The organism is Flavobacterium johnsoniae (assembly GCF_030388325.1).
Lineage (GTDB): Bacteria > Bacteroidota > Bacteroidia > Flavobacteriales > Flavobacteriaceae > Flavobacterium > Flavobacterium johnsoniae_C.
Map to the genome: position 1 here is coordinate 46,725 of NZ_CP103794.1, position 11,372 is coordinate 58,096.

Annotated in this window: 12 protein-coding genes and 4 tRNA genes; 11 read left to right on the plus strand and 5 right to left on the minus strand. The window is 33.1% G+C overall.

Annotated elements, in window-relative coordinates:
- Nucleotides 1-58 precede the first annotated feature (58 nt).
- The 3 genes from NYQ10_RS00225 to tgt all read right to left on the minus strand — a co-directional run bounded on the left by NYQ10_RS00225 (nt 59) and on the right by tgt (nt 3,242).
- Nucleotides 59-949, minus strand: a complete 891-nt coding sequence (locus tag NYQ10_RS00225; RefSeq protein WP_289878388.1) for a DMT family transporter — start codon at nt 947-949, stop codon at nt 59-61.
- A complete protein-coding gene (locus tag NYQ10_RS00230; RefSeq protein WP_276172382.1) occupies nt 936-2,024 on the minus strand; it encodes an LptF/LptG family permease in 1,089 nt (362 codons plus the stop codon). The genes NYQ10_RS00225 and NYQ10_RS00230 overlap by 14 nt, the downstream gene beginning before the upstream one ends.
- Before the next feature lie 87 nt (nt 2,025-2,111).
- Nucleotides 2,112-3,242 (minus strand): tRNA guanosine(34) transglycosylase Tgt, encoded by a 1,131-nt coding sequence (gene tgt, locus NYQ10_RS00235; RefSeq protein ID WP_179006428.1) that lies wholly within the window; start codon nt 3,240-3,242, stop codon nt 2,112-2,114.
- Between the two features lie 267 nt (nt 3,243-3,509).
- On the opposite strand from tgt, the gene NYQ10_RS00240 reads away from it, so the two are divergent.
- The 3 genes from NYQ10_RS00240 to NYQ10_RS00250 all read left to right on the plus strand — a co-directional run bounded on the left by NYQ10_RS00240 (nt 3,510) and on the right by NYQ10_RS00250 (nt 5,920).
- The gene (locus NYQ10_RS00240; RefSeq protein WP_289878389.1) at nt 3,510-3,812 is read left to right on the plus strand and encodes a hypothetical protein; all 303 of its coding nucleotides are present in this window, start codon (nt 3,510-3,512) and stop codon (nt 3,810-3,812) included.
- Nucleotides 3,813-4,044: 232 nt separating this feature from the next.
- Nucleotides 4,045-4,893 (plus strand): transketolase, encoded by an 849-nt coding sequence (locus tag NYQ10_RS00245; RefSeq protein WP_276172380.1) that lies wholly within the window; start codon nt 4,045-4,047, stop codon nt 4,891-4,893.
- Between the two features lie 73 nt (nt 4,894-4,966).
- Complete coding sequence (locus NYQ10_RS00250) at nt 4,967-5,920, plus strand: transketolase family protein (protein WP_289878390.1); 954 nt, start codon at nt 4,967-4,969, stop codon at nt 5,918-5,920.
- Between the two features lie 138 nt (nt 5,921-6,058).
- Here NYQ10_RS00250 and NYQ10_RS00255 read toward each other — a convergent pair whose 3' ends face one another.
- On the minus strand, nt 6,059-7,207 hold the full coding sequence (locus NYQ10_RS00255; protein WP_289878391.1) for an FKBP-type peptidyl-prolyl cis-trans isomerase: 1,149 nt from the start codon (nt 7,205-7,207) through the stop codon (nt 6,059-6,061).
- A 79-nt stretch (nt 7,208-7,286) separates the two neighbouring features.
- Here NYQ10_RS00255 and NYQ10_RS00260 point away from each other — a divergent pair, with 79 nt between their 5' ends.
- Nucleotides 7,287-7,682, plus strand: coding sequence for an RNA-binding S4 domain-containing protein (locus NYQ10_RS00260; RefSeq protein WP_289878393.1), 396 nt, complete (start codon nt 7,287-7,289; stop codon nt 7,680-7,682).
- A 67-nt stretch (nt 7,683-7,749) separates the two neighbouring features.
- The gene (locus NYQ10_RS00265; RefSeq protein WP_289878394.1) at nt 7,750-8,250 is read left to right on the plus strand and encodes a phosphoribosyltransferase domain-containing protein; all 501 of its coding nucleotides are present in this window, start codon (nt 7,750-7,752) and stop codon (nt 8,248-8,250) included.
- Here the strand turns inward: NYQ10_RS00265 and NYQ10_RS00270 are convergent.
- Nucleotides 8,242-8,760 (minus strand): shikimate kinase, encoded by a 519-nt coding sequence (locus NYQ10_RS00270; protein WP_289878395.1) that lies wholly within the window; start codon nt 8,758-8,760, stop codon nt 8,242-8,244. The genes NYQ10_RS00265 and NYQ10_RS00270 overlap by 9 nt on opposite strands.
- A gap of 126 nt (nt 8,761-8,886) precedes the next feature.
- Between NYQ10_RS00270 and NYQ10_RS00275 the strand changes: the two genes are divergently transcribed.
- The 6 genes from NYQ10_RS00275 (at nt 8,887) to NYQ10_RS00300 (ending at nt 11,366) form a co-directional block, all read left to right on the plus strand.
- Nucleotides 8,887-8,959: transfer RNA gene (locus NYQ10_RS00275), tRNA-Lys, on the plus strand.
- Nucleotides 8,960-8,999: 40 nt separating this feature from the next.
- Nucleotides 9,000-9,072: transfer RNA gene (locus NYQ10_RS00280), tRNA-Lys, on the plus strand.
- 42 nt (nt 9,073-9,114) lie between these two features.
- Nucleotides 9,115-9,197: transfer RNA gene (locus NYQ10_RS00285), tRNA-Leu, on the plus strand.
- 307 nt (nt 9,198-9,504) lie between these two features.
- Nucleotides 9,505-9,577 (plus strand) — tRNA-Lys (locus tag NYQ10_RS00290).
- 168 nt (nt 9,578-9,745) lie between these two features.
- Nucleotides 9,746-10,246: a tetratricopeptide repeat protein gene (locus tag NYQ10_RS00295; protein WP_289878396.1), complete on the plus strand. Its 501-nt coding sequence runs from the start codon at nt 9,746-9,748 to the stop codon at nt 10,244-10,246.
- Nucleotides 10,247-10,466: 220 nt separating this feature from the next.
- On the plus strand, nt 10,467-11,366 hold the full coding sequence (locus NYQ10_RS00300; RefSeq protein WP_289878397.1) for a MerR family transcriptional regulator: 900 nt from the start codon (nt 10,467-10,469) through the stop codon (nt 11,364-11,366).
- The last annotated feature ends 6 nt before the right edge of the window (nt 11,367-11,372 follow it).

An 11,372-nucleotide genomic window follows, 5' to 3' on the forward strand; every position in this document is an offset into this window, starting at 1 on the left:
TTGGCGAAGTTAATTGTTATTTAAAGTATAAAAATGCATTTTAAAAATAAGGAAACTATTACAAGTTCTCTTTCTTATTCTGATAATGTTTAAAAACACCATTTAGAATAACTGTGATAATAATTATGACTGCTCCTATATAAAATTCGACGCTCATTTTCTCTTTCCCGCCTAAGATAAAATATGCCAAAACGATTCCGTAAACAGGCTCTAAATTAGTGGTTAACATTACTGTATAAGGCGTTAATCGCTGCATCACTTTTACCGAAGCGGTAAACGCATACGCCGTACAAATTGAAGCTAGAATCAATAATAAAATCCAGTTATTTAGCGACATTTCGAAGAAATCTGCCGTAAATTTTCCTTGAAACAAAAAATAAATTGTAATAAAAAAAACTCCCGCGCCAAACTCATAAAACGTAATGACAGAAGGTTCATGATCTGAAATTAATTTCCCATTCATTAAAGTAAATAAAACTCCTAAAATAATGGCAGCTAAAGCGTAATAAACTCCTGTAAGATATTTAATTTCCACCTGAAGAATTAATCCTAAACCAGCTATAATTATAAGCCCGAAGAAAACTTCGTACCAAAGTACTTTTCTTCCGTAAAATAATGGCTCTAACAAAGAAGCAAAAAATGCTCCCAAAGAAAAAATGGAAAGCGTAATTGAAACGTTGGAAACATGAATGGCTTTAAAGAAGAAAATCCAGTGAAGCGCAATCAGCAATCCCACAAAAATTAGTTTGAAAAGCTCTTTTACAGGAACCTTAAAAGATTGTTTTTTAAAAGCAATAAATCCGCCAAGAAAAACCATGGCGATCAACATTCTATACCAAACCAAATTATCGGCATCAATAGTGATTAAAGCGCCTAAAATGGCTGTAAAACCCCAGATAAAAACAATTAAATGAAGATTTAAATAACTTTTTAAATTATCGTTTCGCATTACGTAGTAGGTAAACTGCTAAAATTCCGAAAACAATGTTCGGGAACCAAACAGCTAATAAAGGTGAAAAGGTAGATTTTTCGGCAAGGGTACCAAATATTTTATCAAAAAACACAAATGAGAAAGCAATTGCAATACCAATTGCCAAGTTCATTCCCATTCCTCCGCGTCGTTTCATAGAAGAAACTGCAACGGCAATTATAGTTAAAATAAATGCTGAAACTGGCACACTATATTTTTTGTAAAGAACAACTAAATAAGTATTGATATTTCCTGAACCTCTTTTTCTTTCTTTTTCAATAAAATCAATTAATTTTCCTAAAGTCAAAGTTTCGGCGATATAAACTACTGGCGTCAAATCGGCCAATTCAAATTTAAAGGCTACATTTTTTTCTGGGACTTTTTCTATTACATCATTTAATTCGCCAAGAGTTCTCTTTGTGTAATCATATAAAACGTAAACTTTTTTCTTAGGATCCCATTTAATACGGCTTGCAGTGATTTTATAGGTCATTTTCTCTTTCTCAAAATGCTCTAATGAAAAATTGAAAGCGGTTTTGGATTCTTCATTAAAACTATTTACGAAGATAAAATCATTATCATTAATTTGTCTGTAAACATTAGTATTCTCGCCTCGCATGAGTTCCTTTCCGTTTCCTTTTAAATAAGTGTATCGAAAATTATTGTATCCTTCACTTGCCGCAGGAACAATAAAAAATCCCATTAACAATACAAAAAGCGAAACAATTGTTGCTCCAATAATATAAGGACGCAGGAATCTAGTATATGAAATTCCTGAACTCAAAATCGCAATAATCTCGGTATTGTTAGCCAATTTCGAAGTAAACCAAATTACCGACAAAAACAAAAATATCGGAAAAAGAGAATTGATAAAATAGATGGTGAAATTGTAATAATAGAACGCAATATCTCCAAACGGAATCTTGTTTTCTAGCATTTTATTTACTTTTTCAGAAACGTCAATAACAATCCCGATCGGTGCAAATAAAAGCAACATCACAGAAAAAGTTCCGAGATATCTTTTTAAGATGTATTTATCTATTATTGAAAGCATATAGTTTTTTTGTTTTTATTGTTTCAGGTTTCAAGTTTCACGTTCTGCAGAGAACTTGAAACCTGAAGCCTGAAACTTGAAACTTTTTTATAGTCTTTGACTCATATTTTTAACCATCATTTCTTTCCATGGTCTAAAATCTCCGGCTAAGATATGTTTTCTCGCTTCACGAACCAACCACATGTAGAATCCTAGATTATGAATTGTTGCAATTTGTTTTCCTAAATATTCATTAGCCGCAAATAAGTGACGTAAATATGCTTTAGAATATTCTGTATCAACAAAAGTGTGTGCCATTTCATCTATCGGAGAAAAATCAGCTTCCCATTTTTTATTCTTTATATTGATAGTTCCGTTTGCTGTAAATAACATTCCGTTTCTTGCATTACGAGTTGGCATAACGCAGTCGAACATATCAATTCCTAACGCAATATTTTCTAAAATATTAATTGGAGTTCCAACACCCATTAAATAACGAGGTTTATCTTCCGGAAGAATTTCACAAACAACCTCAGTCATTGCGTACATTTCTTCAGCTGGCTCTCCAACAGAAAGTCCACCAATTGCATTTCCTTGCTGTCCAGAATTTGCTATATATTCAGCCGACTGGCGACGTAAATCTTTATAAGTACTTCCTTGAACAATCGGGAAAAAAGTCTGCTCATAACCATATTTATAAGGAACTTTTTCTAAGTGATTAATACAACGATCTAACCAACGATGTGTCATGTGCATCGAACGTTGTGCATATCTATAATCGCAAGGATAAGGCGTACACTCATCAAAAGCCATAATAATATCGGCTCCAATGGTACGCTGAATTTCCATTACATTTTCTGGAGTGAAAAAGTGGTAAGAACCGTCAATATGAGATTTGAACTTTACACCTTCTTCTTTAATTTTTCTGTTTGAAGAAAGAGAATAAACTTGGTATCCTCCAGAATCAGTCAAAATATTACGATCCCAATTCATGAATTTATGCAATCCTCCAGCTTTTTCAAGAATTTCTGTTTGCGGACGTAAATATAAATGGTAAGTATTTCCAAGAATAATATCTGGATTAATCTCTTCTTTAAGCTCACGCTGATGCACTCCTTTTACAGAAGCAACCGTTCCAACCGGCATAAAAATTGGCGTTTCAATTACGCCGTGATCAGTAGTTATACTTCCCGCTCTTGCTTTAGATTGCGGATCTTTTTGTAATAAATCGAACTTCATTTGTTTCTTTTTTCAGAGCGCAAAGATAGTTTAATTTCAGGGAAATTTTATTAATTAGAAAATTTGTCAATTGAAAATTAGCTAATGTTTTCTTAATATTTAATTTTCGATTTCTGATGTTATATTTCGAAATTGAATTTCTTATTTAAAATCAAATGTAAAAACTACAAGATCAGACCAACAAAGTGTAACATAACACAATATGAAGTTTCGTAATTTTAGATAAATCAAAATGAAAACATTTTCACAATTAAAATTATAGAAATCATGATAAATGCAGAAGAAAAATTAGATCAAATCAAAGATGACCAAATTGAAAAAAATCTTGAAAACATGGATTATCCAGCAAACGAAGATATTTACAATCAAGACAATAAACTAGAAGATATCAACCCTGAAGAAATTTCAGGCGAACGCATTATCAACCAGAACAATCACGAATGGAAACAAAACAGCGACAAAATCGGAAACGACCTCGATGTTCCAGGTTCTGAATTAGATGATGAACAAGAAGAAATTGGTTCGGAAGACGAAGAAAATAATTTTTACAGCGAAAGCGATACTAATTAAAACACAGTCACTTTTATAAATTAAAGAATAAGCCCTTTTTATTAAGGGCTTTTTTTTTATTTTAAAACTAAATCATTTTTATCTAAAAAAGCCTCAACCTGATTTATTTTTCTCATTTCTTTAAAAAAAAGAGTAAAAAATTTAACAATTGAAGCAAACTAAAGCAAAAAATGATTTGTCTTCCCGCAAAATAACCTTTACTTTTGCTTCAGTTTAAACTTTTACATATAAAATGAAGCCTAACACACAACAATTAAGCGATTTAACGATCCAAGTAAGAAGAGATATTCTTAGAATGGTACATGCTGTAAACTCTGGACACCCAGGTGGTTCATTAGGTTGTACTGAATTTTTGGTAACACTATATCAAAATATTATGGACCGAAAAGAAGGTTTTGATATGGACGGAATTGGAGAAGATTTATTCTTCCTTTCAAACGGACACATTTCACCTGTATTTTATAGCGTTTTAGCAAGAAGCGGTTATTTTCCAGTTTCAGAATTGGCTACTTTCAGATTATTAGATTCTCGTTTACAAGGACACCCAACAACTCACGAAGGTTTACCTGGAGTTCGTATTGCATCTGGTTCATTAGGACAAGGTTTATCTGTAGCTCTTGGAGCAGCGCAAGCTAAAAAATTAAACGGAGACAATCACTTAATCTACACTTTGCACGGTGACGGAGAATTGCAAGAAGGTCAAAACTGGGAAGCAATTATGTACGCATCTGCTAAAAAAGTAGACAATATTATTGCAACTATCGACCTTAACGGAAAACAAATTGACGGAACAACTGACGAAGTTTTACCAATGGGAAGCCTACGCGCTAAATTTGAAGCTTTTGATTGGGATGTTTTAGAAATTAAAGAAGGAAACAGTATCGACGCTATTCTTGCTGGTTTAAATGATGCTAAATCAAGAACAGGAAAAGGAAAACCAGTTTGTATTTTATTACATACAGAAATGGGTAACGGTGTAGATTTTATGATGCACACTCATGCTTGGCACGGTAAAGCGCCAAACAATGATCAGTTGGCAGCTGCTTTAGCTCAAAACGTTTCAACTTTAGCCGATTATTAAAAAATGCTTTAAGCTTTAAGCAGTAAGCTTTATGCCTATTGCCTACAGCCTATTGCATATAGCAAAATATACAATGAAAAAATACGAAAATACAGGAAGTAAAGATACTCGTTCAGGTTTTGGAGCGGGAATGACTGAACTAGGTCAAAAAAATGAGAATGTTGTAGCATTATGTGCTGATTTAATTGGTTCATTAAAATTTGATGAATTCAAAAAAAATCACCCAGAGCGTTTTTTCCAAATCGGAATCGCAGAAGCTAACATGATCGGAATTGCTGCAGGTTTAACAATTGGAGGAAAAATTCCTTTTACAGGAACTTTTGCAAACTTCTCTACAGGAAGAGTTTACGATCAAATTCGTCAATCTGTTGCTTATTCAGATAAAAACGTAAAAATCTGTGCTTCTCACGCTGGTTTAACTTTAGGAGAAGATGGAGCAACTCACCAGATTTTAGAAGATATTGGTTTAATGAAAATGCTTCCAGGAATGACTGTAATCAATACTTGTGATTACAACCAGACTAAAGCAGCAACTATTGCATTGGCAGATCATCACGGACCTGCTTATTTACGTTTCGGACGTCCAGTTGTACCTAACTTTACTCCTGCTGACGAACCATTCGTAATTGGAAAAGCAATTTTATTAAACGAAGGAACAGATGTTACTATCGTTGCTACAGGTCACTTAGTTTGGGAAGCTCTTATCGCCGCTGAAGCTTTAGAAGCAAAAGGAATTTCTGCTGAAGTAATCAACATTCACACAATCAAACCTCTTGATGAAGAAGCTATCCTTAAATCGGTTGCTAAAACAAAATGTGTAGTTACTGCCGAAGAGCACAACTACCTTGGAGGTCTTGGAGAAAGTGTTTCTGGAGTATTAGCTTTAAACAATCCAGCTCCTCAAGAATTTGTTGCTGTAAAAGATAGTTTTGGTGAATCTGGAACTCCTGAGCAATTAATGGAGAAATACAAATTGAACAATCAAGCAATTGTTGAAGCCGTAGAAAGAGTTATTAAAAGAAAATAATTTTTACATCTTCCTACTTATAGAAAAACCTCGAAAAGCAATTTTCGAGGTTTTTTATTTGAATTAAAAAATCGTCCGAACAGAAAATCCAAGACAAAAAAACCTCGAAGTTTTAATTCGAGGTTTTCTTTATTTCAACTATTTCTTTTGATAAGGATAAGTATTATCCAAATGAATTCTTTTTCTACCTGGCGCTGTATAATCTTCAGGAACAAATGCGCGAGGATTCGTAATTGACTCAGGCTGACTTTCATCTTTAAGCTTACCTGTTGGTCTTCTAGGAACTCCCCATATTTCCGTTTCGTCTACATTTGGGGTAGCTGGATTATCGCCAATTGGATCCCAAGGATAATACAAGCTTATGCCTGTCACTGGAGCTCCTGCTGGTTTTGTAACCTCATATCTAGTTGCAAAACCATCTCCATCGTCATCAAAGTCGACAAAATCAGCAATACCATCACCGTCTGTATCATCAATCAATTCTTTTGGAGGGTTTGGATATTTAGTTGTGTTTCTAAAGTCATACAAATAGCCATCTCCATTAATATCTTCCAAATAATCAGGAATACCATCACCAACAAATACCGCTCCATTGCCACTTACATTATACTCATTATCCATTCTCTGCAGATCGAACAATTTAAAAGTAAAATATATTGGAGTGTATGCAGGAATACTCCCTTTACCTGTATAATATGCCATTCCAGAAGGCAAAAACATTACTCCAGCACCATAATCCTTATAAGTGATCACACCAAATTCATCTGCCGGCGAAGAAATCCCAGTTTTAAATTTTGGAAAAATCTCTGACCAGCCCTGAATTACCGTATTTGAATTTGCATATGGAAATAAATTAGCAGTAAATGGAGTTCCGTAAGATGAGTCCGAAAGTGTACCATCTAGAAGATAACAACTGTAAGCGGTAGAAATCTTATCCGTATTAGTAGGAGATTGACCAGAACCTTCTCTTAAAACTAAATAATAAACCTTATAAGTAATAGCATCACTATAAATATCTCTGCTCAATAATTTGTAAGTTTGCTGATCCCAAATAGAAGTTTGTGTGCCACCAACAGGAATTTTTGATATCTTAATATCAAAATCAGCTGTAACATTCTCAATATAATTAGTTTTCAAAAATTTTACAATTGAATCATTATCTGCGTTAAACTGCTCTTGATAGTCTCTCAGTGGAGTTACCACTGCACCGTCATCATCCTTTTTACTACAAGAAACGATGGCAATACCAGCAAGCAATAAAACAAAATAATATTTAAATTTATTCATTATTATCTTTTTTTTAGGTGCGCAAGATACAATATTGATTTATTTTTGTAAAGAATTTAACTTCTATTTTAGAAAAATTATGAGAATCGATAAATACTTATGGTGCGTTCGATATTACAAGACCAGAAACATGGTTACAGAAGCTTGTAAAAAGAATCACATCACTGTAAATGGGCAGATTGCAAAACCATCAAAAGAAGTTTTCCCTACAGACAAAATTACTTTTAGAAAAGATCAAATTACGCAGATAATTACAGTTTTAGACATTCCAGAAAGTCGTGTTGGTGCAAAACTCGTAGATATTTATCGCAAAAACGAAACTCCGCCAGAAGCATACGCACATTTAGAATTATTAAAACTATCTAAAGAACACTATCGCAAAAGCGGAACTGGTCGCCCAACAAAGAAAGACAGAAGAGATATTGATGAATATGGAAATGAAATTTTTGATGAAGACGAAGAAAACGAAATCTAAATTTTAAAAATCTATTATTCTAAAAGTCTAAATATCTAAATTTGTACATTAGCAAAAAAAATACATTATGAGCAGCAATACTATCCTTACCCATCAAGAAATCGAACATAAAATAAAGCGTATAGCTTATCAAATCTACGAGACTTTTGTTGACGAAGAAGAAGTTGTTATTGCAGGAATCGCTTCTAACGGATTTGTTTTTGCCGAAAAAATCGCTTCAGCACTAAGCAGTATATCAACTTTAAAAGTTTCTATTTGCGAAGTCACAGTAAACAAACAAAATCCGCAAGAAGCAATACAGACATCATTAAGCCCAGAAGAATACAAAAACAAAGGATTAGTTTTGGTTGATGATGTTTTAAATTCAGGCACGACATTAATCTATGCTGTTCGTCATTTCTTAGATGTTCCGCTTAAGAAATTCAAAACAGCAGTACTTGTTGACAGAAATCACAAAAAATACCCTGTAAAAGCAGATTTTAAAGGAATTTCTCTTTCAACATCATTATTAGAACATGTACAAGTTGTTTTTAATTCCGAAAATGGTGATTCCGCTTCTTTAAGCTAAAATCTCCAAAATATCCTGAACCGTTTCTTCGACAGATTTATCATCCACCACAACTTTATATTGTGCTTGATTGTAATAAAAACTTCTGTCGAATAAATGCTTCGCGATAAATTCTCTCATTTCTTCTTCATTCATATTTGCAATCAATGGACGTTTACTTTTATTGTAGACTAATCTACTATATAAAGTATCAATAGACGCTTTTAAATATATTGAAGCAACATTCTCGCCTTTCAGCAATTCGTGATTATTAGCATAACATGGGGTTCCTCCGCCCAATCCGATAATTATATTTTCTGGAGAGTTTAGTAATTCTACAAACATTTCATGTTCTAATTTTCTAAAATACACCTCACCATGTTGAGAAAAAATCTCATTTATAGATAAATTTGCTCTTTTTTCGATGCAATGATCCAAATCCAAAAACGGAATTTTGGTAATTTTTGACAAATTTTGGGCGATTGTAGACTTTCCGCAACCCATATAACCTAACAAGACAATTTTTCTCATATTAATAAAACCTTATAAACTAAGCAATTGGAGATTTTTCCAAAAAAAAGACAAATTTATGATAAAATTGCTTGGAAACTTCAAAAAAAACTCCTTATATTTGCACCCGCATTCAAGAAATTAAATGACTCGATAGCTCAGTCGGTAGAGCACATCACTTTTAATGATGGGGTCCTGGGTTCGAGCCCCAGTCGGGTCACAAATTTTGTGATTAACAAATTAAATTTCTTGAAAGCAATGACTCGATAGCTCAGTCGGTAGAGCACATCACTTTTAATGATGGGGTCCTGGGTTCGAGCCCCAGTCGGGTCACAAAAGGTCGAGTAATTTAATTACTTGACCTTTTTTATTTTCGGCCATGTGGAGAAACGGTAGACTCGCCATCTTGAGGGGGTGGTGCTCGCAAGGGCGTGAGGGTTCAAATCCCTCCATGGTCACAAAAAAACCTGCAAAATAGATTTTTTGCAGGTTTTTTTTTATGGTTTCAAAATTTCTTTACCTCTCGAACTTCAAGCATTTTCTTTCACAATTGATCAAAAATGGAGGTATTTATTGGATAGTATTCTTTAAATTCTAAATCTTCCAGTACTTACTTTGGATTTTTCGCACAAAAACAAAAACACTTATTACGTTGTGATATAGACCTTTATCATTTTTCTTTCAATTTATTGCAAAAATCATTTGAAAAAAGAGGCTACAAGCTAAATAAAGTCCTTATATTTGCACCCTCATTGAAGAAATGAAGACTCGATAGCTCAGTCGGTAGAGCACATCACTTTTAATGATGGGGTCCTGGGTTCGAGCCCCAGTCGGGTCACAAAGGTCAGGTAATTTTTTACTTGACCTTTTTTTTATTTCAAAACTTATCTTCATACAATTATTTTTTCGATTTGCTAACTTTAATTTTATCGAGAAGATTCTCTTACAAAACAAAACTTTCTTAAATTCGTTTGGAAATAATTAATCACTAATCCCAAATTAGTTTATGAAAAACCTACTACTGGCATCTCTAATGATGCTTACGTGTTCTATCTGGGCACAATCTGCAACTGGCTATTTTGATAGAGCCATGAAAAAAGCTGAAGCTGGAAATACCAAAGGCGCTATAGCCGATTACACCAAAGCCATCAGTATGAATTCTAAATTTGTAGAGGCTTACCAAAATCGTGGCGTTGCCAAATACAAACTAAACGACTTAAAAGGAGCTCAAGCCGATTTCAGCAAAACTATCGAATTGGACAACATGAATTCTGATGCTTTTACGGGCAGAGCCAATGTTTATTACAAACTGAAAAACTATCAAGGAGCGATTGAAGATTGCACAGCATCTTTAGGTTTAAATCCGAAAGATTATATCGCTTACAATTTAAGAGGTTTAGCATATAACGACAACGGCGACAAAAAAAATGCTTGCAAAGATTTTACAAAAGCAATAGAATTAGGAAGTCAAAGCGCTATTAAAAACAAAGCTACTTTTTGCAAATAGTTTCTATTAATTAAAAATAAAAACAGTCTGTATCGATTTTAATTCTTATAGACTGTTTTGTTTTTTTATCAAAGTAATAATTTTCCTAAAAAAACATACCCTTTTTTTATCTTAAAAATATATTTTAAATACTAAAACAACCAAATCCCTATCTTTTTAATGTAGTTTTAAGGATACATCTCAGATTTTGTTTTACATTTGTTGACCTTAATTGCAAAAAATGATAAACAATATTAAAACTGTTTTCAGTATTAAAGATCTGGAGAACTTATCTGGAATTAAAGCACATACCATTCGCATCTGGGAAAAGAGATATAATATCCTTGAGCCAATGCGTACTGATACTAATATCCGATTCTATAATCTTCAGAATCTACAGAAACTTTTAAATATTACATTGTTGCATGAATATGGTTATAAGATTTCTAAAATAGCAACATACCCTGAAGAAAAAATACCGCAATTAGTACGTGAAATAATTTCTAAAAAGAATTCTCAAAACTATGCCATCACCTCTTTTAAAATGGCAATGATGAATTTTGACCAAGAATTATTCTTCAACACTTTTGATTGGCTTATTTCTGAGAAAACTTTTAAAGAAGTTTTTAAAGAACATTTTTTGCCGCTTTTAAAAGAACTAGGATTATTATGGCAGTCTGAAACAATCACGCCGGCAAATGAACATTTTATGAGTCATTTGATTAAACAAAAAATCCTGATTTATACGGAAGCCCTTCAAATTAGAAAACCAACTAAAACAGATCGCATTTTTGTATTATCACTTCCGTTAAACGAAATTCATCAAATTGGATTATTGTATCTGCAATACGAAATTCTGGACAAAGGATATAAAACCATTTATTTGGGAGAAAGTATGCCAATTGAGAATTTACAAGATTTAACGAGACATTTTGAAAACATCACATTCGTTTCTTTCATGACAATTCAGCCAGACAGAAGCGTAATCAACCAGTATGTAAAATCGATGGGACAGAAATTATTGCAAAAAAATAATGAAATCTGGCTTATGGGACAAATGGTTGAACACATCGACCAAAAAGCTTTAAACGAAAGAATCCGAATTTTCGATTCGATGGAAGAAACTATTAACATGATCTAATTTTAT

Bases quoted from the DNA above. Each gene is read 5' to 3' on its own strand.
- NYQ10_RS00250 (WP_289878390.1), top strand. From the start codon at position 4,967: ATGAAAAAATACGAAAATACAGGAAGTAAAGATACTCGTTCAGGTTTT.
- NYQ10_RS00270 (WP_289878395.1), bottom strand. From the start codon at position 8,760: ATGAGAAAAATTGTCTTGTTAGGTTATATGGGTTGCGGAAAGTCTACA.
- NYQ10_RS00230 (WP_276172382.1), bottom strand. From the start codon at position 2,024: ATGCTTTCAATAATAGATAAATACATCTTAAAAAGATATCTCGGAACT.
- NYQ10_RS00295 (WP_289878396.1), top strand. From the start codon at position 9,746: ATGAAAAACCTACTACTGGCATCTCTAATGATGCTTACGTGTTCTATC.
- NYQ10_RS00240 (WP_289878389.1), top strand. From the start codon at position 3,510: ATGATAAATGCAGAAGAAAAATTAGATCAAATCAAAGATGACCAAATT.
- NYQ10_RS00265 (WP_289878394.1), top strand. From the start codon at position 7,750: ATGAGCAGCAATACTATCCTTACCCATCAAGAAATCGAACATAAAATA.
- NYQ10_RS00300 (WP_289878397.1), top strand. From the start codon at position 10,467: ATGATAAACAATATTAAAACTGTTTTCAGTATTAAAGATCTGGAGAAC.
- NYQ10_RS00225 (WP_289878388.1), bottom strand. From the start codon at position 949: ATGCGAAACGATAATTTAAAAAGTTATTTAAATCTTCATTTAATTGTT.
- NYQ10_RS00245 (WP_276172380.1), top strand. From the start codon at position 4,045: ATGAAGCCTAACACACAACAATTAAGCGATTTAACGATCCAAGTAAGA.
- NYQ10_RS00255 (WP_289878391.1), bottom strand. From the start codon at position 7,207: ATGAATAAATTTAAATATTATTTTGTTTTATTGCTTGCTGGTATTGCC.
- tgt (WP_179006428.1), bottom strand. From the start codon at position 3,242: ATGAAGTTCGATTTATTACAAAAAGATCCGCAATCTAAAGCAAGAGCG.
- NYQ10_RS00260 (WP_289878393.1), top strand. From the start codon at position 7,287: ATGAGAATCGATAAATACTTATGGTGCGTTCGATATTACAAGACCAGA.